The following is a 15,346-nucleotide window of genomic DNA, read 5'->3' as shown; positions in this document are numbered from 1 at the left end:
CAGCCATGGCCGAACACGAACGCGACGCGGTGTCCCCTGACGCTGATGTGGACGAGCGCGCCCTGGAGGGGGCTCTGCGCCCGAAGCGGCTGACCGACTTCGTCGGGCAGGACCGGGTGTGCGAGCAGCTCTCCCTGGTCCTACGCAGTGCCCAGCGGCGCAGCCGGGTGCCCGACCACATCCTGATGTCCGGCGGCCCCGGCCTGGGCAAGACCACGCTCGCAATGATCATCGCCGCCGAGCTGGGCGCGCCTCTGCGGATCACCTCCGGTCCCGCGATCGAGCGCTCCGGCGACCTCGCCGCCATCCTCTCCACCCTGCAGGAGGGCGAGGTGCTGTTCCTGGACGAGATCCACCGCATGGCGCGTCCGGCCGAGGAGATGCTGTACGTCGCCATGGAGGACTTCCGGGTCGACGTCGTCGTTGGCAAGGGGCCCGGCGCCACTGCGGTCCCGCTGGACATCGCCCCGTTCACCCTTGTCGGCGCGACGACACGGGCCGGGCTGCTCCCGGCGCCGCTGCGCGACCGGTTCGGGTTCGTCGGGCACATGGACTTCTACCGGTCAGCCGACCTTGAGCTGATCCTGCGCCGCTCGGCGAGCCTGCTCGAAGTCGAGCTGGGCGACGACGCCGCGGCCGAGATCGCCGGGCGCTCTCGGGGGACCCCGCGCATCGCCAACCGGCTGCTGCGGCGCGTGCGCGACTACGCCGAGGTGCGTAGCGACGGCCGGCTCACCCTGGAGACCGCCCGTTCCGCGCTCACGCTGTACGAGGTTGACGCCCAAGGGCTCGACCGGCTGGACCGGGCCGTGCTGCACGCCCTGCTCCGGCGGTTCCGCGGCGGGCCGGTCGGGCTTTCGACGCTCGCGGTCTCGGTCGGCGAGGAGCCGGAGACGGTCGAGGTGGTCGCCGAGCCGTTCCTGGTGCGGTCCGGCTACATCGCCCGCACACCGCGCGGCCGGATCGCGACTCCCGACGCGTGGGCGCACATGGGGATCACCCCGCCGAAGGACGCCGCGTTCGGCGCCGCCGACCTGTTCACCCCGGATGACGATCCCGCACAGCCAGACCCGGCCGCGGATGCGCACCCCGGCACTGGGCCGAGCGCGAACGCCGGTGTGCAAAGCAAGCCCTGAGCGAACACGGTGGGGCGGGGACGGGAGACACAGGGCGAATGGGTGGCGTTTCCGTTCGGGGGTGGCCGAGCGCGGTGCGTAGCGGAGCCGAAAGGACGCCGAACCGTTAAGTGCCTCTCGCGGGCTCGGGGTGGCGTGTCACCAGTGCGCGCGTAAGCTTGGGGTAAGCGTTGCGCGCACCACCGGGTCGCGTTGAGCCGCCGTTGAGTCCGGGCATGGCCCCAATGCGACGGGGAACACAGCTCGGAGCGTGCGCGTTGAACTGGAATGTGCCGTCTATGGCGTTGTGACCAAGTAGCAGGGCTGGCGGACACGAGAACTCGTTACGAAAGGATCGCCCGTGCAGGAGGGCTACTACATTCTCGCGCAGGGCGGCGGTGAAGGCGGCGACCTCTTCAGCATGATCTGGCCGTTCGCGCTGATCATCCTGGTGTTCTGGCTTCTTTTCCTGCGCCCGCAGCAGAAGCGCAAGCAGCAGGAACAGCAGATGCAGAGCACGCTGCAGCCCGGCGTCGAGGTGCTCACCAAGGCCGGCTTCTTCGGCACCGTGGTCGAGGTGCGCGAGAACGAGATCGAGCTGGAGATCTCCCCCGGCACCCGGGTCCGCATGCTCAAGCAGGGGATCGGTGACGTGATCACCCCGAAGGACGGTTTCTCCGACGACACACCGGTCGAGGACCGCCCGGACTTCCCCGGCGACGACCCCAAGGACGGGCCCCGCTAACGAACTCGGCGAACGCGGGCGGCGAACGAGCCGGCGCCGCCCGCGCCGAAGTTGTGTCCGCACCAACCCCGGCCGTTGAGACGCGTTCAGCGCGGAGAACGAACCAGCGGTCGCCCCTGGTGCGTCCCGCGCTCGCGAAGACCTGAGTTCCGCGAGGTCAGCGCGCTTTCAGCTCGGGTAGCGTGCCGTGCACAATGGCGCGGACAACACCCCGCACCCCCTCCTCGCTGATGGTCTCGGGTGGCGCGGCCACCAGGGTGAACAGCGTGCCGGCGTAGAGCGTGATCAGGGTGGGGATCCTCTCGCGGGGGATGGGCAGACCCAACTGCGCGTGGTGGCCGGCGGTGAACTGTGCCGAGTTGTCCAGCAACCCCGCAAGAGCCGAGGCGAGTACCGGTCGCCGCACCGCCTCCAGTTGGAGTTCGAAGACCGCCAGATAGCGGCCGCGGAACGTGGTTGCCGCTTCGAGGAGTGATGCGGTCAGCAGGTCGGTGACCTGGCCGGCAACGTCCTCTGGCGCACTTTCGGTGCGATTCGTGGCGGAATAGTAGCTCTGCGATACCCGATCCATGTCGGCGAAGTGCAGCTCGGCGACACGCTCCGCGGTGGCCACCAGCAGCGCCTCCCGGCTGCGGAAGTAGTTCGAGGCGGTCCCCGGCGGGAGCCCGGCCGCTTTCTCGACCGCACGGTGGGTAAGCCCGTGCACCCCTGACGTTGCGAGGAGCTCTATGGCGGCGTCGGTCAGGGCTCGATGTCGCCCCCGGTTAGTCGCTGGCACACGGCCATGATAAGCAGTATCCGTAGTAGTACGACCGTAGTGAATACGGGCTGCAGGGCCGCGTTGCACGTCGGAGGGGTCTCATGCGGATTGTGGTGGTGGGTGCTGGACTGGGTGGCGTGGCAGCCGCGGTAGGACTGCATCGCGCGGGTCACGAGGTGACGCTGTACGAACGCGGCGCGGAACTCCGGGAGGCGGGTACCGCCATTGTGGTCATGCCCAATGGCGTTCGGGCGCTGGAGAAGTTGGGACTGCGGGACGGCCTCCCCGCCCCCCTGCCCCCTGGCGACGCCGGGCTGCGGGACTGGCGCGGCCGGCCGCTGCTGGTCACCGAGGTGGCCCGGGCCCAGCGGGATGTCGGGGCGACGATATCCGTGGGCCGGGTGGAGCTGCACCGCGCGCTGCGTGCCCCGCTGCCCGCCGAGCTGGTGCGCACCGCGGCACCGGTTCAGCGGCTGGATCCCGATCCGGACGGCGTGACGGTCATCAGCGACGACGGCGCCGCCACCCGTGCCGATGCCGTGATCGTGGCCGACGGCATCGGTAGCACGCTGCGCGGTCAGCTGTTCCCCGACCACCCCGGTGTGCGCCGGGCCGGCCGGCTGGACCTGCGCGGGATGCTGCCCAGGCCCGATGACCTGGACGTGCGTGACCTACTGGCCGGAATCCTGATCGACCGGCGAAGCGGGTCGATGTTCGGCCTGTTCCCGGTCGGCGAGCGCGACCTGTACTGGTTCACCGACTCCGCCCTCCACGGAACGCCACCCGGGCCGGATGAGGCGCGCCAGCAGATGCGCTCGCTCATGGCCGACTGGCACCCGGCCGTTCCGGCGCTGATCGGGGCCACCCCGGCCGCCGACATCCACGTTGACCCGATCGCGTGCCTGGCCGAGCCGCTCCCATCGTTCGTGACCGGCAGGATCGCGCTCCTCGGCGACGCCGCGCACGCGATGACCCCCGATCTCGGCCAGGGCGCCAGCCAGGCCTTCGAGGACGCGGTCGCGATGACCCGGCACCTGGCCGACGCCGAGCCGGCCGATGCCGCCCAGCGGCTGCTGCGCTACGACGCCGACCGCCGCCCCCGCGCCAACCGCCTGCTGCGCGCATCATCCCGCCAGTCGCGGTTGACCTCGCAGACCGGCGCCGCCGCGTGGCTGCGCGACGCGGCGCTGCGCGCGGTGCCCCGCCGGTTCGCCACCCGCCAGCTCGCCACGATCTGGCACTGGTGACGGTTACCGGGCGCTGAACGCGGGGCGCGCCGCGGCATGCGCGGCTTCCTGCAAAGCGACGCGACGGCGAGCCCCCATGAGCTTCGTCGGTAACCGCGAGCTCGCGGCCGAGGACACGCGCCGTCGACGGGGAAAGGGGTGGCCCCCTGAATCCAGGGGGCCACCCCATGGCCGGGTTACCGGACATGTCGTTCGCGCTCCCAGACGCGCGCGGGTTACGCGCCTTTCCGGAAGAAAGCGCGGGCGGACGGGAGCAGGAGCAGGACCACGACCGTCGCAGAGGCCGCGAACGTGCAGAGCTGCCGGACGTCGGTCACGGCGAGCAGCCACCCCGGATAGACGTTGGAGGCCGCGTTGATGACGGCCTGAGCGTCGGCGCCCGCGCCGAGGAACGACTGGAGGTACTCCACCCGGGATGCCTCGCTGATGAGGATGAAGATGTCCAGGACGAGGAACAGCGGTTGGATGACCAGAGTCAGGACCCAGCCCGCGCGCTTGCCGGCCAGGTTGAGCCCGGCCAGGAGCGCGGCGACCACCGCGGTGCCTACCGGCAGGAACAGGGCGTAGCCACCCTCGTCGAAGTGGATGTTGTTCTGGGCCAGGACGGCCGGATCGAGGCCCTGCCGGGCAAGCTCAGCCTCGGCCGCCGCCTGCACGTCGGCGCCGTAGACAACGCCCGCGAGCGGGGCGATCAGGAAGCCCGCGGCGAACAGCAGTTGCAGGATGCCGGCGAGGGTGACGGTACTGGGGCGGATGCGGATGCGGGTCTCTGTGGTGTCCATGCGAGTGACATTCGCGGCCCTCACTGATGCGGCGCTACCACGCGGCTGACACGCCACCAAGACGTGCGAAGCTTCCAGGGTGCGCATCCTGTTGCTCGGTCCGGTCGAGTGCTACACGGACGATGGGACCTCCGTCAGTATCGCCGGTGCCCGGTTACGCGGGCTGTTGGCCAGGCTCGCCCTGGAAGCGGGCCGTCCGGTCACCCCTGACTCCCTCGTCGGTGACCTGTGGGGCGCCGAAGCTCCGTCGGGCGCCACCGCCGCGCTGCAGGGCCTGGTGTCCCGACTGCGCAAGGCCCTGACCGGGGTGGCGACAGTGGAGCTGGTCGCCGGAGGCTACCGTCTTCCGATTGGCACGGACGCCGTGGATATCCACCGGTTCGAGGAGCTGGCCGCGCGGGGCAGGCGTGAGCTGGCCGCGGCTCGGACCACGGAAGCCGCGTCCCACCTTGGGGCGGCGTTGGACCTGTGGCGCGGTGCGGCACTGGCCGATGTGCGGGAGGCACCGTTCGCCCGCGACACCGCCACGAAGCTGGCTCAGACGCATGACGCGGCCGCCGAGGACTACTTCGATGCCGAGCTGCGGTTGGGGAGGCCCTCCGACGTGCTGGCCGACCTGGGTGAGCACGCCGCGCGGCGTCCATTGAGCGAGCGGCTGGCCGAACTGCGCATGCGCGCGCTGTCGGCGTCCGGGCGCCAGTCGGACGCGCTGGCGGTGTACGAGGAGCTCCGCGGCAGGCTGGGCGAGGAGCTTGGCGTCGATCCCTCGCTGGAGCTGCGTGAGACGCACCTCGCCCTGCTCCGCGGCGAGCTGGACCGGCCGGTGGCGCCGGCGGCCGAGGCGGCGCCGAACCGGCTACCCGCCCGGCTGACCAGCTTCGTCGGCAGGAAGCCCGAACTTGACCAGCTTGCCTCGCTGCTGGCCGCCGCGCGACTGGTCACGGTCGTCGGCCCCGGCGGCGCCGGCAAGACCAGGCTGGCGCTGGAGGCGGCGGGCAGGGACCCGGCGCACCAGGGCGGCCACGTATGGTTCGCGCCCCTGGCCAGTGTGGGCCCCCAATCCGACCGGCTGGCCGACGCTGTGCTCGGTGCCCTCGGGGGAGGGTACGGCAGCGGCCAGCCGCAGCCCGCCGACCCGGTCGATCGGATGGTGGAACTGCTCGACGTCGGCGACGCCGTACTGCTGCTGGACAACTGCGAGCACGTCGTCGAGGCCGCCGCCGAGCTGGCCGAGCGGCTGCTCGTCCGGTTGCCGCGGCTGCGCGTCCTGGCCACGAGCAGGGAGGCGCTGGCGGTCACCGGTGAGGCGCTGTGCCACCTCGGCCCGCTCGACCTGCCAGCGGAGGATCCCGATGTGCCGGACGCGGCCCGGGCCGCGGCGGTTCGGCTGTTCATGGACCGCGCCGAGAACGTCAGGCCCGGTTTCACGCTGGACGCCTCCACAGCGAGGCCGGTAGCCGAGATCTGCCGGCGGCTCGACGGCATGCCGCTGGCGCTGGAACTTGCCGCGGCCAGAATGCGCACGATGGGCGTGGAACAGATCGCGCGCCGGCTCGACGACCGGTTCCGGCTGCTGACCTCGGGGAGCAGGACGGCGCTTCTGCGGCAGCGTTCGCTGCTCGCGGTGGTCGAATGGAGCTGGGACCTGCTCGACGGACCCGAGCGGGCGCTGGCGCGCCGGCTGTCCGTCTTTCCTGGTGGGGCGAGCCCAACCGCGCTGGAGGAGGTGTGCGCGGACGAGGTGTTGCCCGCTGAGGACATGGTGCGGGTGGTCGGTTCCCTGGTCGAGAAGTCCATCGTGGAACACCGCAGCGACAGCGACGGCGACCGCTATCGGATGCTGGAGACGATCCGCGCCTATGCCGCGACCCGGCTGGCCGCGTCGGGCGACGAGGTCGCAACGCGGTTCGCGGACTACTTTCTGGCGCTGGCGGAAGAGCACGAGCCGCTGCTGCGCACACGTGAGCAACTGGGCGCGATGGTGCTCTTCGACACCGAACACGACAATCTGGCCGACGCGTTGCGGACCGTTTTCGACGCCGGTGACTGGGGGCGCGCGTCCCGGTTCGTCCGGGCGATGTTCTGGTACTGGGGCCTCAAAGGGATGGTGGCCCAGTACGCCGTCCACGTTGGCGAGGTGCTCGAGTTCGGTGACGCGTTGCCCGAGGAGGTCCATGCGGCGTTCAGGGTGGTGGGGAGCGCTGTGCCCCACGCGGCGCCGGAACCGCCGCAACGTTGCGCCCCGGACCTGGACTCGCCGGCGGCCATGGCCTACCACCCCGCGGTGCCGATGCTGCGGGTGGCGCAACTCGGACCTGGAGAGAGCGGTCCGGGGGAGGAGCCCGAGGTGGTGCGGCGGGCGCTGGCATCGGCGGATCCCTGGGGGCGGGCCAGTGTGCTCTGGACCCGCGACAGCGCCCGAGTGGACCAGGGTGATCTGCGGACCGGCGCCCGGTCCCGGCTGGAGGCGCTTCGCGGATTCGAGGAGGCGGGCGATCGCTGGGGGCTGGTGATGTGCCTGCTTCGGATCAGCCGCGACCACTCCCTGCGTGCCGACCCCGCCCCCGCCATCGCCGCCGCGGAACGGGCGGTCGCGATCGGCGCCGAGCTTGGCACGGAGATGCACTTGCTCTGGACGCGCGCCCGGCTCGCCAGAGAACGCATGAACAGCGGGGATCTGGACGGCGCCTTCCGGGACATCCACGCCTCGATACGCCAGGCAAAAGAGCACGGCCATCGTCGCGCCGAAGCCAACATGCACGCCTGCCTGGCCACAGCGCACCGGCTCTCTGGCGACCCGGAACAGGCCGACCGGGCACTGGACAGGATGGTGGAACTGGCCGCCCGATTGCCGTCCGGCGAGGGGTTGCCCAGCGACGAGGTCGCGGGCTACCGGATGGCCCACCGGCTCGCCGAGGGAACGGCCGGGCCGGCACGCGAGTTGCTGGAGCGGGCCGCGCCCGTGTGGTTCGCCGACCATCGGGCCGACGGCCTGGCCTGGGGCGCGGAACTACTGGGCGGGCTGCTCGCGCTGGAAGGCGATCCGGTGCGTGCGGCCACCGCACTGGGGATGAGCGAGGTGATCCGCGGCGCCTTCGACCGCGGCGACCCGGAGCTGGGTGCGTTGACAGCCTCCCTCACCGAGCGTCTTGGTGCGGACGGCTGTCAGGCGGCGTTTCGCGCGGGCGCCCAGTTGCCCAGGGAGGAGGCACTGGACCGGCTGGCCGGCCAGGCGGCGTTCGCGCGGTGAGCGCGCCGCACGGCTTCCGGGCGGTGGCCGCACCGGACCGGAGCATGACCGGATCAGGTCTGCCGATTGGGCAGACACGGAACGCGTTCATCGCACCGGCTTTATCCGGGAGTGCTGCGGCGTTCACGCCAGAGGTGAATCGGATCTGAAAGTTCCGCCCGACCGTGAGTGGGGGCGCTTTGCTGGTCGGTGTGCGCACGCAGCGCGCTCAGGCGGAAACCAGGGGCGTGTATGGCGAATTCATTGGGTTGTTCGATTTTCACAATATGTGTTGCACGATGGGCTCTGTTTTCGTACTCTTGTTCGCATGTGGTTGCGGTATGCCTTCCGGGTGTACCCGGACACCGGCCAGCGCGTTGCGTTGGCCAAGGCGTTCGGGTGTGCCCGTGTGGTTTACAACGACGCTGTGCGAGCACGGGAGGACGCCCGCGAACAAGGGATGCCCTTTCCGACGATGGGCGCGCTGTCCAAACGGCTGATCACTGAGGCGAAGAGGACTGAGGAACGGGCCTGGTTGGGTGAGGTCTCCGCGGTGGTGCTGCAGCAGTCCCTACGAGACCTTCAGTCTGCCTACCACAACTTTGCCGAGGGGTTGAAGGGCAGGCGTCCCCGCGTGGGTGCGCCCCGGTTCAAGTCCCGCAAAGACAGCCGCCAGTCGGTGCGGTTCACCGCTAATGCCTGTTGGAGGATCACCGACCAGGGCAAGCTGGTTCTTCCCAAGGTCGGCGCGGTGCCAGTGCGGTGGTCGCGATCATTGCCTTGCGCCCCGTCCTCGGTGACCGTGATCAAGGACGCCGCCGGGAGGTACTTCGCCTCGTTCGTGGTCGAAACCGAGGACACACCGCTGCCGGAGACGGATGCCGATGTGGGGATCGATCTGGGGTTGGCCCACTTCGCGGTGTTCTCCGATGGCACCAAGATCGACAACCCCCGGTTTCTGCGCCGCGCCGAGAGGAAACTGAAGAAGGCCCAGCGGGCGCTGTCCCGCACACAGAAAGGTTCGGCCAACCGGGCCAAGGCCCGCACCACGCTCGCCCGCGCTCACGCCCGGGTGGGCGACTGCCGTCGCGAGTTTCACCACCAGCTCTCCACAAAGATCATCCGCGAAAACCAAGCAGTCTACGTGGAGGACCTGTGTGTGAAGGGGCTCGGACGCACCCGGCTGGCCAAATCCGTACCCGACGCCGGATGGGCGGCGTTCGTGCACATGCTCCAATACAAAGCTGGCCGGTACGGGCGCACCTTCGCCAAGGTCGACCGGTTCCTGGCCTCCTCGCAGACCTGCCCCATCTGCTACAGGGTCGACGGGCCCAAACCCCTGCACGTTCGCATCTGGACCTGCGCCGGGTGCGGTACCGAACACGACCGCGACGACAACGCGTCCAACATCGTGCTCGCCGCTGGACGGAAACTCGCCAGAGCGCGGGAAGCGGAGAGTTGAAACGCCTGCGGAGGCGGGGTAAGACCACTATCCTTTCGGGGATGGGGCGCCGGCCCGTGAAACAGGAACCAGCGGACGCCGCGAGGCGCACCGCGCCCACAGCCGCGAGGCTGCGGGAATCCCCAGGGTTCACCCCAGGGAGGACGTCAACACTGTGACCTGCCCATCGTCTCGGCGGTCGCGGATCTGCTGGAGGAGGGCGGGCCGACGTGAACGGCGAAGCCGCCGCACTGGCCGAGCGCCTGGCCGGCCAGCTTGAGGCCAACGGCGACGTTCGCTCTCCCGCTTGGCGGGACGCCTTCGCCCGGGTGCCCCGTCATGTGTTCGTTCCGCACGCTGGCGTGCAGGAGGCGACCCCGCAGGGCAGCCGGTACACGGTGGTCAGCGGCAACGCTCCCGCCCAGCGCGGGGAGTGGCTGAGTCTGACCTACAGCGACACCACGCTGGTCACCCAGGTCTCCGGGGAACCGATCGAGACACGGGTTCAGGAGGGGGGCCGCACGCGGACAGGCCACCAGCTCCTCCACCTCCCCGGGGCTCATGGCGTGGATGCTGGAGACCCTCGACATTCACGACGGTCATCGGGTGCTGGAGATCGGCACCGGCTCGGGCTACAACGCCGCGTTGCTGTCCCATCGGCTGGGTGCCGAGAACGCCACCAGCATCGACATCGACCCCGCCTTGGTGACCGCCGCGCGGTGCCGCCTCGCCGAAGCCGGATACGCGCCCACGTTGCACGTCGGCGACGGCCGCGACGGCTACCCGCCGGGTGCCCCTTACGATCGGGTGGTCGCAACCTGCTCCCTGCCCTACATCCCCCCGGCGTGGATCACCCAGACCCGTGACGGCGGGTTGGTTCTCACGAACATCGCCGGCCCTCTATCCGGTGCGATGCTGCTCGCCACCGTCACCGGAGACTCCGTCCAGGGCAGGTTCCTGTCCCGCTGGGCCGGCTTCATGTGGGCCAGGCCGGGCTTCGTCCGGGCACGCGACATCACCGCCCGCGACACCGCCGAAGGCCAGTACGAGACGCGCGGTTCCAAGGTCAGCGCCCAGGTGCTGGAGGATCACGCCTTCGCCTTCGTGGCGCAGCTACACCTTCGTGACGCGCTGCCGTACTGGGCACAGGGCGACGGCGGGGCCGCGATCACCGGGCTGGTCACCCCGGACGGCTCCTGGGCCGAGGTGCACACTCCACCGGCCGCCGAGGCCCCGCCCCACGTCGAACAGGGCGGCCCCCAGCGACTCTGGGACATCGTTGAGGACGCGCACACCTTCTGGGAGGACCACGGCCGCCCCGACTGGTCGAGCTTCGGCGTCATCGCGGGCCCCGAACGCCAACGGGTCTGGCTGCGCTGCGACGACGGCGAGCACGTTTGGGAGCTGCCCACCGCCGGGTCCAGCGACTGATCTCGCGGAAGTCGGGCCTTCCCGGGCGCGGGCGCACCAAGGGTGTTGGCGGGGCCGTCCTCGGCGCTGAACGTGGCCCACAGCCATCTTCGACGCGGAACCCGTGCAACCCGTGCCTACGCCCTGACCGGTTGGCCGCTTTCGCGGGAAAGCCGGTACCACGGCCACGACTGATGCCGCCCCCTACACGTGCGGGGGTGTTAGTCGACGTTCCACAGCCGCACGGTGCCGTCGTCGCTGCCGGTGGCCAGTGTGGTGCCGTCCGGGCTGAACGCCACCGCTTCCACCGAGGCCTCGTGGGGGAAGGTGGTGACCTCGTCCCCCGTCTCGACGTCCCACAGCCGCACGGTGTCGTTGCGGCTGCCGGTGGCCAGTGTGGTGCCGTCCGGGCTGAAGGCTACCGAGTACACCGCACCCTGGCCCGGTACGGCGCCGTGCATGATGGTGGTGGTCTCTTCCCAGGTGTCGGTGTCCCACAGCCGCGCGGTGCCGTCCCAGCTTCCGGTGGCGAGCATGGCCCCGTCGGGACTGAACGCCACCGAGTCCACCACGTCGTCGTGTGCCGTGAGCGTGGTGACCATCTGGTCGGTGTTGGTGTTCCACAGCTGCACGGTCTCGTCGTCGCTACTGGTGGCGAGCATGGTTCCGTCGGGACTGAAAACCACCGATTCCACCAGGCCTTCGTACTTGGGGAGGGTGGCGGTCTCTTCCCAGGTGTCGGTGTCCCACAGCCGCGCGGTGCCGTCGACGCTGTTGGTGGTGACCTCTCCGCTGCCGGTGGCGAGCGTGGCCCCGTCCGGGCTGAACGCCACCGATACGTAGTCGTCGTGTCTGGGGAGGGTGGTGACTTCCTGGCCGGTGTTGGTGTTCCACAGCCGCGCGGTGCCGTTGTAGCTGCCGGTGGCGAGCATGGTCCCGTCGGGGCTGAACGCCATCGAATGCACCCCCAGGTCGCGTCCGGTGAGGGTGGTGACTTCCTGGCCGGTGTTGGTGTTCCACAGCCGCACGGTCTCGTCGTTGCTGCCGGTGGCGAGCATGGTCCCGTCGGGACTGAACGCCACGGTGTTCACCTCGCCATCGTGTCCGGTGAGGGGCGTGGCGCGTTCGCTGAAGATGCGCTCAATTGGTACGCCGGCAACGGCGACGAGGACAAGGAGGAGGACGACGGGGGCGAGGAGCCACGCTGTCTTCTTTCCCTTGCGGCTTCCCGGGGCCTGGGGAGATTCCTCGGGCTCAGTGCGCTGCGGTGGATCGTCGCTGTGCACGTTGGCCCGACCCCTTGCCTCAATTGGGTTCGTGAAGCCCGAAAGTCCTCAGGATACGCGCTGACTGGTGAGGATGCGCGGTGCTGTAGCTGGTCGTTCCGTATGGCTGTGGGCCGCCGAGGCACCGCCCACCCGATCGCTACCCGAGAGCTCGCCACGATCTGGCATGCGTGGCGGTTGTCGGGCACTGGGGGCGACGATCCTGTTCGCGTGCTAGACGACGTCGGAGACGAGGAGGCGCCCTTTGAGGCCCCGGGGAGGTTCCTCGGTACTGGTGCCCTCTGGGGGATTGCTGTTGTTCATGTGAGGTACTAGTCCCTGTGGCTTCGAGCTGGGGGTGGGGTTTGTCCTCGCTGAGTTGTGACGTTACCTGGCGGGTCGTGGTTCCGGTCAGTTCCGGGGAGCATTCTCGAACTCCGGGACGGGGGAAACACGACACCGCCGAAGGCCAGTACGAGACGCGCGGTTCCTAGGCCAGTCCGGATTCACCGTGTCGAGGAACCCAGCGAAGATCGGCGCGGTCCGTTCGGGATCGGCACGTGGTTGTTCAGGGGGCTGAGCTGACCGGTGCCGACAAGTCGGCTCTGCAGGCCCTCCGCCCCGGTGAGACCGCTGTGCGGATCGCTCCGGAGATCGTTCTTCGTGCCGTCGAGAAGTACAAGCGGGACGGAAGAAAGTGAACGAACACCCCAAAGGGCGGCCGATAGGCTGGGAGGAAGTCGAGCGGTTGTTCGCCGGATTCCGGTACACGGCTTTCGGGTTGGAAACTCTGCAAAGTTGCTCTGCCCCTTACGAAGAGCAGTCGTTTCGGGGGTTTCTTGCGCTTGGGGAATTTAGGTATACGTCTGACTTGGAAGAGTGGGCAGTGGAGATCCAGGCGGGTATCGCCGCGGGGCGGCGTTGTGACCGGGTTCACGTTGTCACCGAGCCGTTGTCGGACTATGTGCGTTACGAGTGCGCGTGGGGATACCGCTATAACTCCCCGCCGGTGAGAACATCCGCATCCTTCCCGTTCGTGAGGGTGACTGGCCCGAAGGGCTGCCGCACCTGGAGTACTGGTTGTTCGACTCCCACCAGTTGTTGTGGATGAACTACGCCGAGGACGGTTCGCTGCTGAGTGCTCGCCTGGGTGAGTTCGCCGATGCGGACCCGTGGCTACTCGGTCTGGTGATTCAGGGCCTGTTCGCGCTCCTCGATGGTTTCCCGCAGCGGCTTCGCCTCGCGGTGGTTCATGTGCCGCAGCGCGGTGACCACGCTGCGGGAGAATCAGCGCGAGGGTTACGAACCAATACGCTGAGTGAGTTCCAGGAGTCGATTCGCGAAGCCCCATTCGTTGTCGTACCAGGCGAAGACCTTGACCTGGTCGCCGACGAGTTGCGTGAGAGGTGCGTCGAAGATCGCCGAGTGAGGATTGCCGACGATGTCGGCGGACACAAGGGGGGCTTCCGAGTAGGCAAGGTGGGGCGATAGCTCGGGGGACGCTGCCGCGGTGCGGAACGCCGTGTTGACCGCGTCGACGGTCACCTGGCGCGAGAGCTTGACGGTGAGATCGGTGATCGATCCGACGGGCACGGGAACACGCAGCGCGAGGCCGGTGAGCTTCCCGTCGAGCTCGGGGATGATGCGCCCGATCGTGCTCGCGGCACCGGAGGAGGTTGGGATCGCGGACAGGGCGGCGGCGCGAGCACGTCGAAGGTCACTGTGCGGGGCATCGTGGAGGCGCTGGTCGCTGGTGTAGGCGTGGATCGTGGTCATGATCCCGGACTCGATACCGAACGCCTCGTGCAGCACCTTGGCCATCGGGGCGAGGCAGTTGGTGGTGCAGGAGCCGTTGGAGAACACGTCTTCCGTCACGTCGACGGCATCGTCGTTGACCCCGAGCACGACCGCGGGGACCTCGTTGTCGGAGGGCGCCGAGATGATGACCTTGTGCGCTCCCGCGGTCAGGTGCCGGCGGGCGCTGGTCGAGTCCGTGAACCGGCCGGTCGATTCGATGACGACATCGACGCGCTCGTCGCCCCAGGGGATGTGATCCGGCTCGCTTTCGGAGGTGACGCGGATGCGCGTTCCGGCAACGAGGATCGTGTCCCCGTCGACCTGTACGCCGTCCATATGTCCGGCCAGCGAGTCCCATTCCAGTAGCGAGGCGAGCATCGCGGCATCGGCGATGTCGTTGATCGCGACGACTTCGACCTTCGCATCGCTGCGCAGGGCGGCGCGCAGGTAGCTGCGACCGATGCGGCCGAAGCCGTTGATTCCGATCCGAACAGTCATGGGTGTCTCCGTTCTCGGGTTGGTCAGTGATCGGCGTCGACGGCGGAGTGAGCGGCGTCGAGCAGGGAGAGGGCTCCGCGGATCGCGGCGTCCATCGGGCCCTGCTCGCCCTTTGCGCGGGCGAGCACGTAGCCGCCCTGGATGACCGCGGCCAGTGTCCGGGCGAGGTCGGCCGGCCGGATGCTCGCCGGGAGCTCTCCGGCTTCGACCGCCTCGGCGATCGTCTGCTCCCAGCGACCCAGCATCGTGTCGAAGGCGCTCGCGACGATCGTGATGAGTTCCGCGTCCGTGACAACCTGCGGATCCTGGGTCATCCGGCCCACCCGGCATCCCTGCGTCCCCGGACGCGGCAACGAGAGGTAGCGCTTCATCCGCTCCAGCGGCGAACCTTCTCCCTCCAGCAGCGAAACCTCACCCGTCGCGTCCCCGATAACCGCCGACAACGCCTCAACAGCCAGCTCGTGCTTCCCACTGAAGTGGTGATACATGCTGCCCTGGCCGACTCCGGCGCGCGCCATCACGTCACGCGGGCTCGTCGCGGCATAACCGCGCTCCCACAGCAGCTCGGCCATCGCACCCGTCAGCTGTTCCCGTGCGCTCATACGGCAATTGTAACAACTAGTATGTACAGCGCCGAGTCGCCACCACACCACGCGCGACCTCATACACGTGGCTGGTGCTGACCACCGCGGCGATCAGCACCAGCCACACGGCGGCGGTGGTGGTGGTGATCCAGCGGGACCAGCGGGTGGTGACCATCGCCGATCACTCCCCGGAACCCTGACGCTGGGTGCGCGGCCCGAAGTAGCCCTCCCGGCGAACCTTGGCATGCGCTGGGATGAGTTCAATATGTGGTACTTCGATTACGGAATGGAGGTTCGAATGCCCTGTTGGGTTCGCACGGGGTTCTGCGCTGCGAGCTCCCGTGCATTGGGCAACCGTCAGCCGTTGCGAGGCGGTGCGACCTTCATGGGGGTGGACTGGCGGCGGAGTCGCCGTGATTCCGGTTCACCAACTAGTCACGCCTGCACCATGACGTGGGCCCACTGAGCGACCG

At 69.2% G+C, this 15,346-nt stretch carries 11 protein-coding genes and 3 pseudogenes; 9 read left to right on the top strand and 5 right to left on the bottom strand.

Features of this window, described 5'->3' with window-relative positions:
• The first annotated feature begins 5 nt into the window (after positions 1 to 5).
• Positions 6 to 1,136 carry a Holliday junction branch migration DNA helicase RuvB gene (gene ruvB / locus F4561_RS16385; protein ID WP_184580043.1) on the top strand — a complete coding sequence of 377 codons (1,131 nt, stop codon included), beginning with the start codon at positions 6 to 8 and terminating at the stop codon, positions 1,134 to 1,136.
• A 400-nt stretch (positions 1,137 to 1,536) separates the two neighbouring features.
• Positions 1,537 to 1,860, top strand: a complete 324-nt coding sequence (yajC, locus tag F4561_RS16380) for a preprotein translocase subunit YajC (RefSeq protein WP_184583728.1) — start codon at positions 1,537 to 1,539, stop codon at positions 1,858 to 1,860.
• A gap of 157 nt (positions 1,861 to 2,017) precedes the next feature.
• Here yajC and F4561_RS16375 read toward each other — a convergent pair whose 3' ends face one another.
• The gene (locus F4561_RS16375; protein WP_184580041.1) at positions 2,018 to 2,638 is read right to left on the bottom strand and encodes a TetR/AcrR family transcriptional regulator; all 621 of its coding nucleotides are present in this window, start codon (positions 2,636 to 2,638) and stop codon (positions 2,018 to 2,020) included.
• A gap of 83 nt (positions 2,639 to 2,721) precedes the next feature.
• Here F4561_RS16375 and F4561_RS16370 point away from each other — a divergent pair, with 83 nt between their 5' ends.
• Positions 2,722 to 3,867, top strand: a complete 1,146-nt coding sequence (locus F4561_RS16370) for an FAD-dependent monooxygenase (RefSeq protein ID WP_246437209.1) — start codon at positions 2,722 to 2,724, stop codon at positions 3,865 to 3,867.
• A 215-nt stretch (positions 3,868 to 4,082) separates the two neighbouring features.
• Here the strand turns inward: F4561_RS16370 and F4561_RS16365 are convergent, their stop codons facing one another.
• Positions 4,083 to 4,649: a hypothetical protein gene (locus F4561_RS16365; RefSeq protein WP_184580037.1), complete on the bottom strand. Its 567-nt coding sequence runs from the start codon at positions 4,647 to 4,649 to the stop codon at positions 4,083 to 4,085.
• A gap of 79 nt (positions 4,650 to 4,728) precedes the next feature.
• Here F4561_RS16365 and F4561_RS16360 point away from each other — a divergent pair, with 79 nt between their 5' ends.
• The 3 genes and pseudogenes from F4561_RS16360 to F4561_RS16350 all read left to right on the top strand — a co-directional run.
• Positions 4,729 to 7,899 (top strand): ATP-binding protein, encoded by a 3,171-nt coding sequence (locus F4561_RS16360; protein ID WP_184580036.1) that lies wholly within the window; start codon positions 4,729 to 4,731, stop codon positions 7,897 to 7,899.
• 307 nt (positions 7,900 to 8,206) lie between these two features.
• The gene (locus F4561_RS16355) at positions 8,207 to 9,340 is read left to right on the top strand and encodes an RNA-guided endonuclease InsQ/TnpB family protein (protein ID WP_184580034.1); all 1,134 of its coding nucleotides are present in this window, start codon (positions 8,207 to 8,209) and stop codon (positions 9,338 to 9,340) included.
• A gap of 528 nt (positions 9,341 to 9,868) precedes the next feature.
• A pseudogene (locus F4561_RS16350) lies at positions 9,869 to 10,750 on the top strand (methyltransferase domain-containing protein); the annotation flags it as partial.
• 200 nt (positions 10,751 to 10,950) lie between these two features.
• Here F4561_RS16350 and F4561_RS33730 read toward each other — a convergent pair.
• On the bottom strand, positions 10,951 to 12,015 hold the full coding sequence (locus F4561_RS33730) for a WD40 repeat domain-containing protein (RefSeq protein ID WP_312885309.1): 1,065 nt from the start codon (positions 12,013 to 12,015) through the stop codon (positions 10,951 to 10,953).
• 539 nt (positions 12,016 to 12,554) lie between these two features.
• Here F4561_RS33730 and F4561_RS16340 point away from each other — a divergent pair.
• The 3 genes and pseudogenes from F4561_RS16340 to F4561_RS33950 all read left to right on the top strand — a co-directional run.
• A complete protein-coding gene (locus F4561_RS16340; protein WP_184580030.1) occupies positions 12,555 to 12,695 on the top strand; it encodes a hypothetical protein in 141 nt (46 codons plus the stop codon).
• Positions 12,692 to 12,976 (top strand): annotated as a pseudogene (locus F4561_RS33955) (DUF6879 family protein); the annotation flags it as partial. The gene F4561_RS16340 and the pseudogene F4561_RS33955, both read left to right, overlap by 4 nt.
• Positions 12,977 to 13,011: 35 nt before the next feature.
• Positions 13,012 to 13,131: pseudogene (locus tag F4561_RS33950) on the top strand (DUF6879 family protein); the annotation flags it as partial.
• A gap of 162 nt (positions 13,132 to 13,293) precedes the next feature.
• Here the strand turns inward: F4561_RS33950 and gap are convergent.
• Positions 13,294 to 14,289: a type I glyceraldehyde-3-phosphate dehydrogenase gene (gap, locus tag F4561_RS16335; RefSeq protein ID WP_184580028.1), complete on the bottom strand. Its 996-nt coding sequence runs from the start codon at positions 14,287 to 14,289 to the stop codon at positions 13,294 to 13,296.
• 23 nt (positions 14,290 to 14,312) lie between these two features.
• Complete coding sequence (locus tag F4561_RS16330) at positions 14,313 to 14,891, bottom strand: TetR/AcrR family transcriptional regulator (protein WP_184580026.1); 579 nt, start codon at positions 14,889 to 14,891, stop codon at positions 14,313 to 14,315.
• Positions 14,892 to 15,346 lie beyond the last annotated feature (455 nt).

Source organism: Lipingzhangella halophila, from assembly GCF_014203805.1.
Classification (GTDB): Bacteria; Actinomycetota; Actinomycetes; order Streptosporangiales; family Streptosporangiaceae; genus Lipingzhangella; species Lipingzhangella halophila.
Note: the sequence above shows the minus strand (reverse complement) of the source record. Positions and strands in the feature narration are given on the sequence as shown.